Below are 17509 nucleotides of genomic sequence, written 5' to 3'. Positions count from 1 at the left end.
CCATTCCGGACGGAAACCGCGCACCCTTTCCTGGAATTGCTCTAGGCGGAACGCCTCAGGTGAAGCGGCCGCCGATCAACTGGCTCCACTGCTCGCCCGCAAGCCCGTTCAGAAAGACCTGCGCGTTCTTCATGGCATCGAGAAGCTCGGGATCGCGTGAATGCACGACGGTCGAGGCGACCGGTATGAAGGCTATGCGTCTTACAAGCATGGCGTCCAGAAGCGCGGGCTGGACGCGGCCGCGCAAGCCGGAGACACCGCGCCGGGCGGCATGCTCGACCAGGCAATCGATCACCGGCCCGGCCTGGCCGGGAAGAGCGAGGACCTGCAGCACGCGGCCGATCCCGTCCGGTCGAGCGTAGTAGGCGAAAGCGCCGACATTGGCGCCGTTCGGCGATGCCACCGACACGCAGACAAGCTCTCCGAAATCCGGCTTTTGCGCCGCATCGCCCAGAATATGGTCGAGCTGACCTTCCGCCCACTGCGGACGTAGCGGAAACTGGGCGCAAAGCGGCTCCAGCAGCCCCGCAAAGCTGCCGCTGTCGATCTCGGAGGTCCGAAATGCCCCCCGGCTCGATGCGTTGGCGACGACGCCGGTCCAGCGTCGTTGACCGCCCTCCATTTTGCGAAGGTAGAGCCGGTCGACCATCCGGGCGAGCGGGTTCAACATCCAGGCAAGCTTCATGTGACTGGCAAAAAGGCTGAGCACGAAGGTCGCCGGCCGCATCACGCGAACCCAGTCAAGGCTGTATTGCGGCAGCACAACGCCGCGAAGCCGCGTCCACAGTTTCACGGACGTATCATTGGCGGTTTCGCTGAAGGAGATGTCCTGCGGACCATCGAGGAAGGCCTTCAACAGGCGGGCACCGGCCATCGGATCGGTCTCGTGATCCTCGACCATCAGCGAGCTGCAGATGGCAGCGTAGAGCTGCCGGCCGTTGAATTTCATCGGCAGCGCATGAACGCCGACGAAGCCGGAAACCTGGCCGGCGTCATTGACATGGACAAGCGAACGGAGCCCGCTGCCCCAGTCGGGTGCGTCCAGATAAAACCGCCTCATGTAATCGACGAGGGAGGCCGGCGCTGGCCCCCGCTTCTTGCGCAGCATGCGTTGAAACATGCCCGCGACGGCCGCAAGGTCGGCCTGATCGAGGGCGCGGACGACGCTCACGCCGGGCTCCCGGTTCCGGGAACCCGGCCACCATGTTTGCGCGCCATGGCGACACGGGGCTGGCCGTCGGCCGTCACGGCAAAGGTTGGGGTTTCGTAGGATTTCGTTCTCGATAAAAGGGTTGCTATCTGCCGATCCTGACCTTCGCCGAACTCAAACAGCAGCCATCCGCCTGGCTTGAGGAAAGCTGCGGCATCCCGGACCAGCCTTTGGAGGATCGAAATACCGTAAGGGCCGCCGTCGAAAGCTTCCCGAGGTTCGTTCTCCAACAGATGCGCGCTTTCGCTATCGAGACGGGACGACGAAATATAGGGCGGGTTGCACAAAACCATGTCGGCAGCGCCGTGGAGGCCGTCACCCTCGATCGCGGCAAATAGGTCGCCTTGCCGGACCTTGATCCTGTCCTGCAGGGCGAGGCGCACAACATTGCGGCGGGCAAGCGAAACCGTGCTGTCGGTCAGGTCCGCCGCCCATGCCCGAGCCCGAGGACATTCGCTGACGATGCCCACGGCAAGATTGCCGCTGCCGCAGCACATGTCGATCAGGATCGTTTCGTGCGCCTGTTCGCCAAGAATGGCCGCGGCCGTCCGGCCAAGCAGTTCCGTTTCGGCTCGCGGCACCAGGACGTCAGGCGCGAGTTCCAGCTCAACCCGCATGAAGCGGTGCAATCGCGGCCAATTGCGATCGTTTGCACGGCCGGCAGGAAGACTGTGATGCTGCGGCAAGGAAAATCCCTATCCTGAGGATAAAACGCGGGTTCCCTGTTGTTACCAACTCCGGGTAAATTGATGTTAAAGATCATGATTGGATTGGGAGTAACCGGCCTATGTTGGCGGCGTCCTGTCCCATCAATGGCGGATTCCTGTGCCGCCGCAAGCCGATCCATGCGCTAATTCAGAGCAACGCCTCGTACCGGTCTCCGATCTTTTCAATTTCGAAATCCGCCGCCCTGCTTTTCAGGATCGCGGCGGTTGTCGGCTGGTCGAGCATTCCGGCCATCGCCACTGCCAGGGCCGCGGCATCGCCGACCGGCACCAGGGCGCCGAAGCGGCCGTCATCAAGTATTTCGCGCGGGCCGTGCGGCGCGTCCGTGGAGACCACCGGAATCCCCGCTGCCATGGCCTCGACCAGAACATTGCCGAAGCCCTCGCTGGTCGATGATAGGACGAACAAGTCAGCTACGGCGTAGCAGGCCGCCAGATCATTGACATAGCCCGCAAACAGAACGTCTGCGCCGATACCGGATTCTTCGGCATAGGCGCGCAGCTCGTCGGCCAGCGGACCCTCGCCGAAGATGACAAGCCGAGCCCGGCGGCCGGCGCGCAGCACAGCGAAGGCCCGCAGCAACGTCCAATGATCCTTAACCGGCACCAGGCGTCCGGCGGTGATGATGACGGGGCCGTCGCCCAGCGCCGCGAGCTCTGCCTGCCAGGCGTAGGAGCGTTGCTGGGATGCCGCAACCGGCGGCAGCGGGTTGTTGATGACCACGACCTTGGATTTCGGGAAGCCTCGGGCCACAAGATCGCCGCCGACGCCCTCAGAAACCGCGATGGCCCTGTCGGCGCGGGCCGCAACCAGGGCCGAAAGCCAGACCGCCATTTTCGCGCCAAGGTTGCCGGAAGGCAGTGAGGCGGCGGCGTGGAAACTCGGGAAGAACCGCGCCCTGCTTCGCGCGAGGGAAAGCGCCAGCGCCACGACCAGATTGGCGAATTCCGGGGCGCTGTAGATCGCGTCGGGAGAAACGCGGCCAAGCAGGCCCGCGCTTCGCACGATGCCTTTCAATGTCGCCCACTTGCCATAACCCTCGCCGCGAATGGGGAGGCCGAAATCGACCAGATGTACGGCAGGCGAAAGCAGGGCGGCATTGGGCCCCTGCGCGTTCCAGGTAAAAAGCGTGACGTTGTGGCCGCGCGATGCCAGTTCGTTCGCCATCAGGACGAATACACGCTCGGCGCCGCCGCCCCTGAGGCTGGCAATGTGAAAGACAATCCGCTTCGCCATTTCAGGCGCGGCTGGCAATGACGTCCGGGCGGTTCGGCGGAAGACGCATGTCGCGCACGATACCCAGGGTAATGGCGAGCAACATGCCAAGGATCATGCCGCCAATGGCCCCCAGGCCGATCATCACGACCGTGCGCGGGGGCCATGAACGGCCCTTTGGCGGCACTGCGGTGGAAATCACCTGCACATTGGTGCTGTCGATCTGTTCGCGCTCGGTTATCTGGCGTGCCCGCGACAGGAAGCTCTCATAGATAGCCGTCTTCGACGCGGCGTCACGTTCAAGCTCACGCAAGGCGACCTCGGAATCGCTATCCGAGAACACGTTGCCCTTCAAGTCATTCATCTTGGCATTGAGGGAGGCCGACGAGGTTTTGGCGGCATCGAGATTGACCTTCGCCAGGCGCAGGGTGCGCGCGTATTCGGCGCTGAGTTGCGCGCTGACCGTGTTGTACTCCGTCTTCAGCCTGACGATCGACGGATGACGGGGGCCAAAGGTCATCGACTGCGAATCGATCTGCTGGCGCAGGCCGTTGGCCGTTGCGCGCAGCGCCACAAGCGCCTCCGACGTGGCGGGACCGGAATTGGTGCCGTTTGCGCCGGCGGCAAGCAGGGCGTCGTAACTTGCCTGCGCGGCGATGACGCGCGATTGCGTCTCCACGATCTGGCCGTTGAGCTGGGTCATGGTTTGCGAGGAAACAAGCTGCCCATTGCTGGTGGCCAGATTGTGGCTGCGCCTATAGGCCTCGACCTTCTCTTCGGCCGCCTGCACATCGCTCTTGAGCTGGCCCAGCCGCCCGTCCAGCGCGGCCGCGGCACGGCTGGCGCCGGAAGCCTCGGCGCTGGCCAGCTCTTCCTGGAAAGTCTTGACGATATCCTGCGAAATCAGGATCGCCTTAGCGGGGGTTTCCGCCGATACCATCAAGGTCGTGACAAACGACTTTTCATCCGCGATGCTGCTAACCCGTTCCGCGAGGTTCTTCAGGGCGGTAAGCTTTGGATCGGGTTTGGCGCCGTCCGTCCCTGTGCGGCTTCGGTCCGCGTCGAAGAACTCAGGGTCACTGGCCAGGTCAAGATCGTCTACAACACGTGAAAGCACGCTGCCCGAGGTCAAGATGCGCTCTTTGCTGCGCGCGCTGAGCAGCTGTCCATCGACCTGGGCCGATTGCGGGTAAAGATCGTTCGGAACAACCTGAAGATTGGCGGGATTGATGAGGATGTCCGTGGTCACGGTGTAGCGCTGCTTGCTCAGCAGAGCGTAGGCACCGCCGATGATCCCGCCGGCGATTGCCAGCAGGCATACCAGAGCAAGGCCGGCGCGCAGCCAGACAAACAGACGCCCGAAATCGAGTTCGAGAAAGGTTCCGATCTTGTTGAGCGTCACCGTCGTGACGGGCTCGGCTACAGGCGGCGCCACGGGTGCAGGCGACACAGGGGCCGACGTTACAGGGGCCGACGTTACAGGGGCCGACGTTACAGCGGGTGCCGCCGCATGTGCCATGATCGGCGCGGTTTGTTGCGGCTTTGGCCTGCTGGCGCGCCGCGCATTTTCGATCCGTTCATAGGGGCTAATGCCGGCGGCGGCCGCGGTTGGAGGAGGACCGGAAGCGGCGGACATCATGCTAACCCTTTAATGTTCAATACGCACAGCCTGCTTTACGGAAACATCGTTAACATTTCATTTTCCAGGCGTGTCAGGCGCGTTCCGGAACAGCGATCTATCCACCCTTCGTCGGTATTCTGCCACGCCCGTCGTAGCCTGGCAAAGCGTGCAGGCGTTTCAAATGGAAATACAAGAGGTCGTCGCGAGAGCACCCACAAGGAACGGGCTTTGGCGTCATGTCGATGTTGATGCTGGTTGGCCTTGAAGGGGCGTGCCGGTTTGGCGCCCATCCGGCTTTCGATAAGCGAGCAACAAGATGACGAGCAGCATGATATCCGGCGCCTTCGAAGAAAGGGCATTGTTTGACAATGCCGCGAGAATGGACGCGGCCGCTGCGATATGGGCGGCCCGTGGCGTATTGCGCAGGAGCTTGAAAAGGAACCGGAAGAAAGAAAAGGCGAAGAGCAGGGCGATCGGCAGGCCGAACAAAAGCGTAAGAACGACCGGCGTGCTTTCGATGAAGGGGAGGTTGAGCTTTTCGTTGACGATCTTCAACAACTCGTTGGGATTCATGCCAAGCAGGATGTCCCTCCATTCAACAAACTTGAATACATCGTAGATCTTGACGCGCGCGTCGTAATTTTGATCAAAGAGCGTGTTGCTGAAGCGGTTCAGCAGCCCCGCCGAAAAGAGTATCGCAATCATTATGGCGCCACCGGCCAGCGTCAGCATCAGCACCAGGAGTTTGGCCTGGCGTTGATGTCTGGGTGACAAGTCCGGCCAAGGCAGGAACACGAGCAGGAACAGGATCTCGCCGCAAGCGAGCAGCAGGGCGGTGCGCGCGCCCGAAGCGGCCGTGCCGATGAAGAGAATGAAGATGCAAAGCGCACACACCCAGATACGCCACCGCGTCAATGCAACGAAACCTATGGCGGTGGTGCAAAGCGCGCCCAGCGCCAGCGGATGGGCCGACAGTCCGATCGGCCGAAAGTCCAGCTCAACGAGGGGATAGGGCAGGAATCGATGCTGGGTGACGGCCTCGATCGTTCCGATGATGGCGCTGAGGACGATCATGCCGACGATGACATTGCCAAGCGCCCTGCGCACATGGTCACCCAGGGCAAGCATGATCATCGCCGCGGCACAAGAGACCAGATAGGAATCGATTATGAAGCCGGCCGAGCCGGCACGGCCTATCACGAAGAGATAAGGCACCAGCCACAACAGCAGCAGCGAATATAACAATGTCGCCTTGAACAGCCTGACTTCATCGCCTTCGAGCCGAATTGGCCGGGTCGTGGCGATGACGACAAGCAGCAGAAAGATCGCATAGGTCCCGATATGCAGCTTTTCGGGAAACGACCCCCCCTCCGTCGAATAGGACATCACCATATTCATCAATTGCGGAGAGATGGTCGAGCGGAGCAGGAAAGCGAAGGCCGCGAGGAGAAAGAACAGGAGTGTGAGGGCGTCTTGGCGGCTGGCCTGCGCGGTCACGAACTGTTGCTCTGTAGGGGTGACACTCACGATTATCTGACCAGCGTTGCGGCTTGCGATTGAGATGGCAGGGGACGAACGCACCCCCGGGTACATTTTCCTGCACGAACGTAAAGGAATATGGATAACCCGATCTTAACAGTGGCGATGCCCGGCATGGGCCGCCACATGTCAGCTTTGTCGAAAAGCCGGACACCGCTCATTGAAATCTCACCAAAGTGCGCCGAGAGGGAACGAATGCACGCAATGCACTTGTTGCGCGACATGCATCGGCAGCCGGATTTACGCTATCCATGAAGTCGGTAACTCACACTTAATTGGCCGGTCGTATTGATGGCGATGCTTTGCACGGCGCCCGACGCGCTGCCTGTGGACGGCACAATGGCATCAGGCGCCGGCAAAGCGCAGGAGATCAAGGTGAAGAAATTCTATTCGATTCAGTATCTTCGCGCCTGCGCCGCCTTGCTGGTTCTGTTCGCACACGCCTTTTCCTATCAGGTTGGCGTGGACAATCTGATTATCGTGACGGCGGGCCGCCTGGGCGTCGTTCTGTTCTTTGTCATCAGCGGTTTCATAATGGTCCATATTACGGGAGATGGTCCGTTTTCCGCTGCCACCTTCCTGAAACGCCGAGCAATCCGGATCATCCCCGTTTACTGGCTTTTCACCAGCCTCGCCGCGGTTCTGGCGGCGCTCGCGCCAAGTCTCTTCCAGAAGACCGTCTTTACATGGCCCCACTATCTTCAGTCGCTCCTCTTCATTGTTCACGAAGCGCCTGGACGGGATAGCGCCAGTCCAATCCTCTCACTCGGCTGGACGCTCAATTACGAGGTATTTTTCTATATCGCTTTTGCGGTGTTCGCATTCCTGTCCGTGACCTCGCGCGTATTTGTGCTGACGGTCTTTTTCATTGCGATGTGGATAGCCGGGCTGTGGCTGGCTCCCACCAACCCTGTTATCCAGTTCTATCTCAACCCTTCTCCGGTGGCATTCGTAATCGGCATGTGGATAGGGCGGCGCTATTTGGACGGTGATTTCACTTCCGACATACGCCATGCCTGGATATTCGGCGTAATGACCGCTGCAGGCGTGGTGCTTTCATTCGTCGATGACGGTACGCCGCTCTTGGGTCAGATCAGCTTCGCGGGACAAGCAATGTGGGCGGCGGGCCTGCTTCATCTCAGCCTCATTCTGGAGCCGAAACTCAAGCACTGGAGCCTTCTCGAGCAGTTGGGCGACGCTTCCTACGCGCTTTATCTGTCGCATATCTTCGTGATCGGCGCTGTGGCGTACCTGGCCAGACGCACCGTCGGATACGAGCATCCGACAACGGTATTGTTGGTGTCGGTGGTCAGCATCGTGGCAGCCTGCCTCGTCAGTCTGGTGATTTACGAGATGATCGAGAAGCCGATTCTTCAGACCCTGAACGGCAGAAGGAAGACGAGAAACACACCGCTTCCTCATATTGCCACGGAGAACAAATAAGCAGGCCACGCAACGGGACGCTCACGGCTTTCAGCGCTTCAGTCAGCCCGCGCTGTCCACGACCTCGACATTGCCGGCGCGGTTAAGCGTATGAATGCCCGTGCGTGCCCATGCCGGACCCGCGCCGATCGGCCGGGGCGAGGCAAAACGGACATCGGACGCGTCGAGTCGCTCAAGCCGCATCAGCCCCAGACCACCGCCATAGGCCCTCGATCCGTTCTGCACCGGCAGCACCAGGGCATCGTCGTGGCGGATAAAGGCGCCGCCCGGCCGGGTGGCCGAATGATCGACGGCAATGGGATTGAGCGGATGGGCGACCCATGGCCCGCGCAGCGAGGGCGCGCAATAGACCGCCATCGTGTCCGACGCGCTGCCGTAGCCGAACCGCTCCGTTCCAACCAGCCAGAAGCGACCGTCGGATTCGAGCAGCGTCGCGTCGTTGAAATCCCTGTCCGTCATCAGCACCGTGTCGCGGACCCAGCGGTCGGGAAACTGCGCGGCGCGATAGAGCACAAGTTCGCGAGCCGAACCACTTTCGGGGATCATGAAAATCTCGCCATCGTGTGCGAACACCTGCGGATACGACAGGTGGTGCGCTTCCTCCAATACAACCCTTGGAACACCGAAAGTGCCATCGTCACCGAGCTCGGCGACGGAAATCACGCCGCGACTCGTCGCGTAGGGGAATTCCTCGACAAACAGATGATGGCGGCGGTCGGTCTCGAAGACGAACGGGTCGGCATAGAAGCGTTGGCCATCGTCCGGCAGGACTGTGAACGGTTTGCCGTCGAGTTGCCCGGTTTCGGCGATGCCTGGTCCGTCGATCACCCGATAGGCAACCTGCCAATAGAAGGGGCGTCGTCCCCGCCTGATTTTTTGCACGGCGCGATCGATCAAAGCCCTGCCGAAAAGGGGCACATAGTGTCGAACAAAACTGTCGTTCTTCAGGATCGGCACCGGGTTGTCGCTTACCGGCACAAGCTTGCCCGCAAAGAAGCGGGCGACGGTTTGCATGATCAGCGACATGGCGCCGGCGAGCAGGTCGTTGCAGCTTCGAGATAGCCAGAGCCTGTCTGCCAGCATCGGTCTAGCCTGGGCCACGACAACGCCATCGAGGCGAGCGCCAAGTTCAGGCAATTGTCCGCTCGCCAACATTGCGGCAACGCCGGCTGGAAAGCTGTTGCGGCCGCAAAATTCGAGCCTCAGGACTGGCGCGCCTTGCCCCGTTGCGCTGGCAGTGAGATCTATGACGAGGTCCGGAGGGCCGCGATCGATGGGCGGCAGCGGCTCGGACCGGCCCGCCAGCGAGGGACCGAAACGCCGGCTCTCGATCGCCAAGACAGTGTCCAGCCCCCGAGCGGTTGGCGCCGCCGCCGGCGCGTTGCAACTCGAGACCACATAACCTGCCGCATCCAACCGCTTAAAAAGCTCATTTTCCCAGCGCCGGGATGCGACGGCGTGGCCGATGATTAAAATATTAGTCAACCCAAGTTATTCTCGTTAAAGCAAAAAATGGCTTTGCTTTGGTATCTTTCCCCACTGTTCCTGGCAAGGGTTGCCCAAGGGGGGCTGCGGACTCTAGCGTTAATCATACGTTAATTTTTTTGAATACGAAGGCGGTTCAGGGCGCTATTGTTAGGCTGTAAGCACATATCAGCCGGGCGCCCACGCTTTCGGTGACCAGGGTCAACCATGAACGCCGTTTCACATCCGAAATTGCCCTCAAGGCGAAAACTGCTGATCGTGTTCGGCACGAGGCCGGAGGCGCTCAAATGTTTTCCGGTGGCGCGCGCCGCGCTTGCCCATCCGGGCTTTACCACGGAAATATGTGTGACGGGCCAGCATCGCGAGATGGTCGATCAGGTCATTGAACTGACGGGCCTGCCGGTGCACTACGATCTCAACATCATGCAGCCAGGTCAGACGTTGTTCGACGTGACCTCGCGCGTGCTCCTCGGAATGGCGGGGGTGCTGGAGAAGGCGAAGCCGGACATCGTCGCCGTCCAGGGCGACACAACCACCGCGATGACCGCGGCTCTAGCTGCCTTCTACAAGCACATTCCGGTTGCCCATATCGAGGCGGGATTGCGCAGCCACAACATCAACTCTCCCTTTCCGGAGGAACTGAACCGCAAGATTGCCGGCAACATCGCCACCTGGCATTTTGCGCCGACCACCGAGGCGCGCGACAATCTCATCGCCGAAGGAAAGGCTGCGAACACCATCTTCGTAACCGGCAATACCGTGATCGACACGCTGCTGCATTTCTCCAGCGAGATCGATGCCGACAAGTTGATGAACGCCAAGCTCGCCGCTCGTTTCCCCTTCATCGATCCGACCAAGAAAATGATACTCGTCACCGGTCATCGCCGTGAGAATTTCGATGGCGGCATCCAGAGAATCTGCACCGCGCTGAAGGCATTGTCGGCGCGCAGGGATGTGCAGATCATCTACCCGGTCCATCCCAACCCGAATGTGCGCTCCGTGGTCGAGGCCGAAATCGGGACGGTGCCGAACATCCACCTGATCGACCCGCAGGACTACTTGCCGTTCCTGTACCTGCAGAAACAGAGCTACCTGGTGTTGACCGACAGCGGCGGCGTGCAGGAAGAGGCGCCTTCACTCGGCAAGCCGGTGCTGGTGATGCGGGAAAACACGGAGCGACCCGAAGGGATCGCCGCTGGTACTGCCCGGCTGGTCGGCACCGATATCGAAAAAATTCTGGCCAATGCCAATAGCCTGCTCGATGATGAGAGCGTCTATCGCGGCATGGCGGAGAGGCACAACCCATACGGCGATGGCCAAGCTGCGAGCCGGATCGTTGAGGAATTGCTGAATCATGGCTGAAATCAAAACCGTTTCCGTTATCGGCATGGGCTATATCGGCCTGCCGACCTGCGCCATTTTTGCAAGCCGCGGACTCGATGTAATCGGTGTCGATGTCAACGAGGCGGTGGTCGCGAAGGTCAACCGCGGCGAAATTCACATCATCGAACCGGACCTGGATGGTTTGATCCAGAAAGTTGTCGCCAATGGCAAGCTCAAGGCATTCAGCACGCCTCAGCCGGCCGATGCCTATATTATCGCCGTTCCAACTCCGATCACCGCGGATCGCAAGCCGGATGTCAGCTACGTGCTTGCGGCAGCGCGAAGCATCGCTCCGGTGCTAAAACGAGACGACCTGGTGGTGCTGGAATCAACATCGCCGGTCGGCACGACGCGCGTCATGACAGCGCTGCTCGCGGAACTGCGACCCGATCTCAAATTTCCCGTCGCGCATGGCGAGGAAGCTGACGTCCTGGTCGCCTACTCTCCCGAGCGCGTGCTGCCGGGAAAGGTGCTGACCGAGCTGATCAACAATGATCGCTCGATCGGCGGACTGTCCCGAAAGTCTTCGGAGCGGACAGCGGCACTCTATTCAAGCTTCGTCGCCGGCGACCTGTTCATAACCCAGGCCGAAAGTGCGGAACTGGTTAAGCTGACCGAAAATGCGTTCCGCGATGTCAATATCGCCTTCGCCAATGAGCTTGCGGCGGTGTGCCAGGATCTGTCGCTCAATGTCTGGGAGGTAATCGATCTCGCCAACCGGCATCCTCGCGTGAACATCCTGCAGCCGAGCCCGGGCGTGGGCGGCCACTGCATTGCGATCGATCCGTATTTTATCATCGACGCCGCACCGAACAATACGCGGCTGATCAGTTCGGCGCGGCGCATCAATTCCGAGCGACCCTTGTCGGTGGTCAGGGACATCGAGGCATTGCTCGACCCGACCCGCAAGCAGACGATCGCCTGTCTTGGCCTCAGCTTCAAACCCAATATCGACGATATGCGCGAGAGCCCGGCTGTCGAGGTTGTTAAGCTTCTATCCAAGATTCCCAATATCAAGATCGTCGCTGCCGAGCCCAATGCGCGTCAGTTGCCACACGAGCTCGAGGGCAGCGGCGTGATGTTCACCGATGCACTTTCCGCTATTGACCAATCCGATATCGTCGTCCTGCTGGTCGACCATCGACAATTCAATCTGATCGATCCCGAAGCGCTCAAGGACAAGAAGCTCGTCGACACACGGGGCCTGTGGACCTGGCGCAAGGCGCGCAAGCCCGACGCCCGCATCGAAGGCAAGAAATCCGAAATGGAACGCTCGCAGTCTCTCGCTCGTACCGGAGAAGCGGCATGAACTCGCATGACCCGGCATGGGCGCAACACTCTCTATTGGCATCACGCCGCCGCGAGTTTCTCGGTGCGACCATCCATGCGCTGACCATGGCCGAGACGCTGGCCATCGCAGACGAGGCGATGGCGACGCGGCGGCCGCTTCATCATGTTGTCGTGAACGTCGCCAAGCTTGTGAACATGCGCAAGAATGCTGAACTGCGCGAGGATGTCGTCGGGGCGGATATGGTCAATGTCGATGGCAAAGGCGTGCTTTGGGGCGCGCGGCTCTGTGGCGTCGAGTTGCCCGAGCGTGTGACCGGCGTCGACGTCATGATCAACCTGCTGGCGCTGTGCGCCAAGCGTGGCTATCGCCCCTACCTTCTGGGCGCTGAACAGCACATTCTCGACGCAGTTGAAAGCCGACTTGCCAGAGATCATCCGAGCCTGGCCATTGCCGGCCGGCGCAATGGGTATTTCAAGGCGGAGGAAGAGGCCGCGATCGTCGAGGCCATCAACGCTTCAGGTGCCGACTGTCTGTTTGTGGCGATGCCGACGCCGAGCAAGGAGCGCTTTCTCAAGCGCTATCGCGACGTACTCGCTCCGAGTTTCGTCATGGGCGTGGGCGGCAGCTTCGACGTCTATGGTGGAAAGGTCGCCCGGGCACCGAGACTGGTTCAGGCGGCGGGCCTGGAGTGGCTGTTTCGCGTGGCGCAGGAGCCGCGACGCTTGTGGCGCCGCTACTACGATACCAACACCGCCTATGCACTGCTGCTGTGGCGTGAGTTCTGGTCTCGCCGGGGACGCCGAAACGTCAATCCGTAGGCTCGCGACTTTCAGACAAGCATGCCTCATAGCGCGGGATTTATGCGATCCGGAGCCGTGCCCTTAGCTTGCCGATGAACTGCGTCACGGCCGCGGGGTGAAACAACCAGGTCAGTCCCAGGAAAGCCGCAGCGCCGGCGACGCCGCCCGCCGCGAGCGGAAAGATCGCCGGCATATTGCCCAGCGCAGTGCTGGCAAGGCTGGCGGCCAGTCCGGTGCAGATAGAAATGATGGCCGAGACAGCGATGTCGCGCCAGGGAACCGGCACCGGCGTGAGCCTCTCGGCGATGACGATGCAGGCTGCAAGACCTGCCAGCGATCCGCCCGCCAACGCCAAAGCCGCGCCAACCTCCGCCATGGTGGGAATCAACAGAAAAGACAGTGAAATCGTTGCCACCGAGCCGAAGGAATTGGCGATGATCAGCAACCACGGCCGCTTATGTGCGTGCACCACGACGCCATAAACGAAGCTTGTGAGATTGGCACAAAGGACGCTGAAGGCGATGATCGGGAACAGCAGGCCGAAGCGACCATGATATTCCGCGGGCAGCAGGAGTCGCGTGATGTCGCCGCTGAGCGCGATAAGCATTGCTGCGACCGGCAGGCAAAGGCGTATCATCAAGGCCATGAGTTGCGACAACAACCGCCCGGACGCCTCGGATCCCTCGTCGTCGAAGCGGCTGACCACTTCTGGAAATGCGCCCATGTTGATTGCGTTGGCGACCATATCGATCGGCTGCCGAGCCAATGCGTAGGCGGCTGCGAAGACAGCCACCGCGCCGGCATCGTAGTAGAACTTGAGGAAGACGCGTTCAGCGCTGTTGAGACCGAAACCGACCAGCGCCATGATGACGAGGGGCACGCCGAGGGCAAAAAACTCCTTGTGGGTGAAGCGCGGCGGGCCGCCAATAACGCGCCCGGATGCCACCACGCACGCCACGATGCCGGCAATCAGCACGGCGAGGCTCGAGCCGAGCGATACCGTCAGAAACGAGCGTTGGAAGATAAGGATGGCGGCGATCGGCAAGGCCAGTTGCAGCAGGCCGCGCAGATATTCAAGCATCGAATAGAGGGAATGACGCTGCTGCATTTGCAGCACCGTCAACGCGAACCGGCTGATGGAGCCGGCAATCAGATAGCTGCAGACGGCGATTGCAAATTCGATCCAGCGCTCCGGCACGATCACCGCCGAGGCGATCACGGATATGATCAGGGCCAGCACCGTGGTGGCAAGCAATACCTGTCCGGCAAGCATCAGGCTGCCACGGCTGACGTCGCCTTTTCCACCAAGCCGCAGCAAGGCAATGCGCAGCCAGTTGGTAACGGCAACATCCGTCATTTCGCCCACGGTGACCACCAGGGTCAGCAGGCCATACTCGGTCTGGTCGATCAACCGCGTCATGACGACCAGCAGGAGCAGAGCGGAAACCCGCGTCAGCAGAATAGCTGGGCCATAGATGAGTGTGGAACGGAGCAGCAAAGGGTTGTCCCGGAAAATTTGCCGTCGATTAACCGTTGACCGACGGGTATTCCAGCATGATGACGGCAAAGGGTGAACGGATACAGTTTGAACCAAAAGATTTGTCGTAAACCTTTTTTGGAATCTTTGCTTTACGGTCACCCGGCATCCGCAATCCAAATGGTGTCATGTTGCAGCGTCTCGCCCACAATAGAAAAATACATGTCCTGGTCGCAACGCCCTCGGGCGTTTCGGGACAAGGCGGCATCGACCGGATCATGGGGGCGCTGAAGCAGGAGTTCGAACGGCAAGAGATCGCCGACATCGATCTGCGCTTTCTTTCCAGCCGTGGCCCGGGACATGTCGGGCTTTCGATCTTCTACATGCTTGGTTTTTGCGCGCGGATGCTTGGGGCCCGCCTCGACAGACGCGCCGACGTCATTCACATCAATATATCGGTCTCCGGCAGCACCTATCGCAAGATGATGATCGCCGCCTGCGCCAGGCTGTTGTCGATACCATATGTCCTTCATCTGCATGGGGCGCAGTATCAGACATTCTGGAAAGATGATCATAGTTTCATGAGCCGCCGTATCAGGGCTCTGTTCGAGCATGCCGGCCGGGTGATTGTCCTGGGCGGGCTTTGGCGCGATTTCGTCGCCAGCCGGGCACCGGCGAACGGCGGCAATATTGTCATCGTTCCCAACGCCACGGCAGTTCCTTCCCTGGCGCATGTCGGCGGAGGCGATCACGTGCACATCCTGTTCCTCGGCCGCATCGGCGAGCGAAAGGGCGTGCCGCAGTTGGGCGAGGCGCTGGAGCGGATGAAACATCTCAGGGGTTGGCGTGCCACGATCGCCGGCGATGGTGAGGTCGAGCCGGCACGAGCGAGGTCGGTCGCTCTAGGGATTGCCGACCGTATTGCTTTTCCGGGCTGGGTGGGACCTGACGAGGTCGCATCACTGATCGCTTCGGCCGATATTCTGGTGCTCCCCTCGTTCGCCGAAAATCTGCCAATGTCGGTGATCGAAGGCATGGCGGCCGGCCTGGCTGTCGTGGCCACCCCGGTTGGCGCGGTCGAGGACATCATCACCCACGAACAATCCGGTCTGTTGGTGCCGCCCGGCGATGTGGCGGCGTTGACCGAGGCGTTAACTCGGCTGGTCGAGGATACGGCGCTGCGCGCGCGGCTTGGCGCCGCCGCCATGGCGGTGCACCGGGAAAGGCTTGAGCTTGCACCGTTTGTCGACGCGATCTGCGATGTCTGGAGATCGGTCGCGTCCGAGGCGCGATCGGTCAAGCGCTGACGCTGTCCTTCATTGTCGTCACTGCGGCGGGCCAAGCGCGAATTCGCGGTGGAATATCTCCAGGTTCAAAAGCGCCCATATCAGTTTTTCGTGGTCCGCGGCGCGCTCGGCGTGCTCCGTGACAATCTGGTCCAGCTTCTTGGCGCTCAAATAGCTACGGATGACCGAATGGGACGAACACAGATGGTCTCGTACATAATCGCTCATCGACCCGCGGAACCATTCGGCGACGGGCACCTTGAAGCCGATCTTTGGCCGGTTGAGGGCCTCGTCGGGAACCATGCCGGCCATGCAGTCGCGCAGGATCTGTTTGCTGCCCAGGAGACCGAGCCTGTAACGATCGGGCAGCTGGCTGACGAAGGAAACCAGATCGCGATCAAGGAATGGCATTCGCCCCTCGATTGAACCGGCCATCATCATCCGGTCGCCCCGTTCCAAGAGGTTGTCGGGCAACCACGATGTCTGATCAAAAAACAACACACGGCGCAGATGGGATTCCGTCACACTCGAAGAGAACGGGAAATCGTTGCGGTCATGGCCGCGAGTGGCCAACCCACCGAGGAGCGAATCGCGTTCCCGCGCCGTCATGGCTCCAAACCAGGAGATCATCCGGGTTGCAAAGTCCCGTTCACCCGCGCTTCGGGCAAATATGTCGAACTTGGCCGATGCGCCGGGCAATGCGCGCATCAAAGGGGCGAGGAGATTGTTGTGAAGCGACGCTGGAACAAGTGACCGGTAGACACCCGCCAGAGACTCTGCGCGATGTTTGGGGTAGCCGCCGAGAATCTCGTCCGCCCCTTCGCCCGTAAGCACCATCTTGACGTCCCGCGAGGCTCGAACCGACATCAGGCAAATTGGAATGTCCGTACTTTGTGAAACAGGTGCCCCCCGATGGCGGACCATCTTAGGCAGATGATTCATCAGGTCATCCGCCTGGATGACGATTTCGCAATGATCGGTCTTGAAATGATCGGCGACGCGCCGGGCGAATGGAAGCTCGCTGTAAGCCTGTTCGCTGAAACCGACCGAAAACGTACGAATCGGGTTGTCGCTGTGCCTGGTCATCAGGGCAACGATTGCCGACGAGTCGAGCCCCCCGGATAGAAAGGCGCCAAACGGCGCATCACTGCGCATCCTGATCTCGACAGAACGGTCGAGCAATTCCAGAAATCGTCGCTTGGCGGTTCCTGGATCGATATCCGCTGTCAGATCGGTCTGATCCGGGGGCGCATAATAGCGCGTTTCCGTTACTTCCCCTTGCGACCACACAGCGTAGCTTCCCGGGTTGAGCTTGCGGATCTGTTTGAAAAGCGTCCGCGGTCCAGGCACGTAACGCCAGGTCAGATACTCGCGCACTCCATCCAGATCGAGCTGCTGGCCATCTGGCTGCGCAGACAACAACGCGCTGATCTCCGAGGCAAACGACAGCAAATTTCTGCCTTGCATGAGGTAAAGGGGTTTTTTTCCAAAGGGGTCGCGAGCGAGGATCAATTCGCGCCGTTGAGCGTCCCACAGCGCAAAAGCGAACATCCCGCTCAATCGGTCGAACATGGCCAGGCGCCACTGGTCATAAGCCCTGAGCAGCACTTCCGTGTCGGAGCGTGTGCGAAAACGGTGGCCGAGACCGATCAACTCCTCACGCAGCTCGATGTAGTTGTATATTTCGCCGTTGAAAATAATCCGGAGCCGTCCGTCCTCGGTCTGCATCGGCTGATTTGAATCGGCGTTTAAGTCAATAATCGCCAGGCGGCGATGCACCAATGCCAACTGGTCCTCGCCTGTGTTCAGGTCCAGGAGTTCGATGCCTTCCGCATCGGGACCACGATGCTGCAAGGCATTCGACATCCCGGCGGCCCGATCTTGTGGCTTCTCGACCCTGCGCCCAATCCAGCCGGCAATTCCGCACATTCTTTCCCTTGGCCCTCTTTCCCTTGTTTGCGTATGATCGAGGACACCAATCTACAGCGAATATATTAAATAGCTGCTCGGTGGAGTGATTTTAAAACTGAGCC

Annotated in this window: 13 protein-coding genes; 5 read left to right on the top strand and 8 right to left on the bottom strand. The window is 60.4% G+C overall.

Annotated elements, in window-relative coordinates; genetic code table 11:
* Positions 1-55: 55 nt before the first annotated feature.
* The 5 genes from X727_RS161800 to X727_RS161820 all read right to left on the bottom strand — a co-directional run bounded on the left by X727_RS161800 (position 56) and on the right by X727_RS161820 (position 6269).
* A complete protein-coding gene (locus X727_RS161800; protein WP_023683445.1) occupies positions 56-1171 on the bottom strand; it encodes a hypothetical protein in 1116 nt (371 codons plus the stop codon).
* On the bottom strand, positions 1168-1827 hold the full coding sequence (locus tag X727_RS161805; protein ID WP_081726034.1) for a HemK/PrmC family methyltransferase: 660 nt from the start codon (positions 1825-1827) through the stop codon (positions 1168-1170). The genes X727_RS161800 and X727_RS161805 overlap by 4 nt, the downstream gene beginning before the upstream one ends.
* A 238-nt stretch (positions 1828-2065) precedes the next feature.
* Positions 2066-3172, bottom strand: coding sequence for a glycosyltransferase (locus X727_RS161810; RefSeq protein WP_023744246.1), 1107 nt, complete (start codon positions 3170-3172; stop codon positions 2066-2068).
* A gap of 1 nt (position 3173) precedes the next feature.
* On the bottom strand, positions 3174-4553 hold the full coding sequence (locus X727_RS161815) for a GumC family protein (RefSeq protein ID WP_245261702.1): 1380 nt from the start codon (positions 4551-4553) through the stop codon (positions 3174-3176).
* A gap of 453 nt (positions 4554-5006) precedes the next feature.
* On the bottom strand, positions 5007-6269 hold the full coding sequence (locus X727_RS161820) for a VpsF family polysaccharide biosynthesis protein (RefSeq protein WP_023833548.1): 1263 nt from the start codon (positions 6267-6269) through the stop codon (positions 5007-5009).
* 381 nt (positions 6270-6650) lie between these two features.
* Here X727_RS161820 and X727_RS26785 point away from each other — a divergent pair, with 381 nt between their 5' ends.
* Positions 6651-7754, top strand: a complete 1104-nt coding sequence (locus X727_RS26785) for an acyltransferase (RefSeq protein ID WP_196814969.1) — start codon at positions 6651-6653, stop codon at positions 7752-7754.
* 42 nt (positions 7755-7796) lie between these two features.
* Here X727_RS26785 and X727_RS161825 read toward each other — a convergent pair whose 3' ends face one another.
* Positions 7797-8837, bottom strand: coding sequence for a hypothetical protein (locus tag X727_RS161825; RefSeq protein ID WP_245274109.1), 1041 nt, complete (start codon positions 8835-8837; stop codon positions 7797-7799).
* A gap of 609 nt (positions 8838-9446) precedes the next feature.
* On the opposite strand from X727_RS161825, the gene wecB reads away from it, so the two are divergent.
* The 3 genes from wecB (at position 9447) to X727_RS161840 (ending at position 12731) form a co-directional block, all read left to right on the top strand.
* Complete coding sequence (wecB, locus tag X727_RS161830; RefSeq protein ID WP_023833546.1) at positions 9447-10601, top strand: UDP-N-acetylglucosamine 2-epimerase (non-hydrolyzing); 1155 nt, start codon at positions 9447-9449, stop codon at positions 10599-10601.
* Positions 10594-11931: a UDP-N-acetyl-D-mannosamine dehydrogenase gene (wecC, locus tag X727_RS161835; protein ID WP_023833545.1), complete on the top strand. Its 1338-nt coding sequence runs from the start codon at positions 10594-10596 to the stop codon at positions 11929-11931. The genes wecB and wecC overlap by 8 nt, the downstream gene beginning before the upstream one ends.
* Before the next feature lie 86 nt (positions 11932-12017).
* A complete protein-coding gene (locus X727_RS161840) occupies positions 12018-12731 on the top strand; it encodes a WecB/TagA/CpsF family glycosyltransferase (protein WP_245274108.1) in 714 nt (237 codons plus the stop codon).
* A 40-nt stretch (positions 12732-12771) separates the two neighbouring features.
* On the opposite strand, the gene X727_RS161845 is transcribed toward X727_RS161840, so the two are convergent.
* The gene (locus X727_RS161845) at positions 12772-14211 is read right to left on the bottom strand and encodes a polysaccharide biosynthesis C-terminal domain-containing protein (protein WP_023828180.1); all 1440 of its coding nucleotides are present in this window, start codon (positions 14209-14211) and stop codon (positions 12772-12774) included.
* Positions 14212-14378: 167 nt separating this feature from the next.
* Between X727_RS161845 and X727_RS161850 the strand changes: the two genes are divergently transcribed.
* A complete protein-coding gene (locus X727_RS161850) occupies positions 14379-15497 on the top strand; it encodes a glycosyltransferase family 4 protein (protein ID WP_023833543.1) in 1119 nt (372 codons plus the stop codon).
* An 18-nt stretch (positions 15498-15515) separates the two neighbouring features.
* Here X727_RS161850 and asnB read toward each other — a convergent pair whose 3' ends face one another.
* Entirely contained in the window at positions 15516-17405 is a 1890-nt protein-coding gene (gene asnB / locus X727_RS161855; protein WP_023833542.1) for an asparagine synthase (glutamine-hydrolyzing), read from the bottom strand.
* Between the last annotated feature and the right edge of the window lie 104 nt (positions 17406-17509).

The organism is Mesorhizobium sp. L103C105A0 (assembly GCF_000502215.1).
Lineage (GTDB): Bacteria > Pseudomonadota > Alphaproteobacteria > Rhizobiales > Rhizobiaceae > Mesorhizobium.
The sequence above is the reverse complement of the archived record's forward strand: the minus strand, read 5'-3'. Positions and strand labels throughout refer to the sequence as shown.

Excerpts from the sequence above, each read along its gene's own strand:
- X727_RS161810 (WP_023744246.1), bottom strand. The coding sequence starts at position 3,172 with ATGGCGAAGCGGATTGTCTTTCACATTGCCAGCCTCAGGGGCGGCGGC.
- X727_RS161805 (WP_081726034.1), bottom strand. The coding sequence starts at position 1,827 with ATGCGGGTTGAGCTGGAACTCGCGCCTGACGTCCTGGTGCCGCGAGCC.
- asnB (WP_023833542.1), bottom strand. The coding sequence starts at position 17,405 with ATGTGCGGAATTGCCGGCTGGATTGGGCGCAGGGTCGAGAAGCCACAA.
- wecC (WP_023833545.1), top strand. The coding sequence starts at position 10,594 with ATGGCTGAAATCAAAACCGTTTCCGTTATCGGCATGGGCTATATCGGC.
- X727_RS161825 (WP_245274109.1), bottom strand. The coding sequence starts at position 8,837 with ATGCTGGCAGACAGGCTCTGGCTATCTCGAAGCTGCAACGACCTGCTC.
- X727_RS26785 (WP_196814969.1), top strand. The coding sequence starts at position 6,651 with ATGGCATCAGGCGCCGGCAAAGCGCAGGAGATCAAGGTGAAGAAATTC.
- X727_RS161850 (WP_023833543.1), top strand. The coding sequence starts at position 14,379 with ATGTTGCAGCGTCTCGCCCACAATAGAAAAATACATGTCCTGGTCGCA.
- wecB (WP_023833546.1), top strand. The coding sequence starts at position 9,447 with ATGAACGCCGTTTCACATCCGAAATTGCCCTCAAGGCGAAAACTGCTG.
- X727_RS161840 (WP_245274108.1), top strand. The coding sequence starts at position 12,018 with ATGGCCGAGACGCTGGCCATCGCAGACGAGGCGATGGCGACGCGGCGG.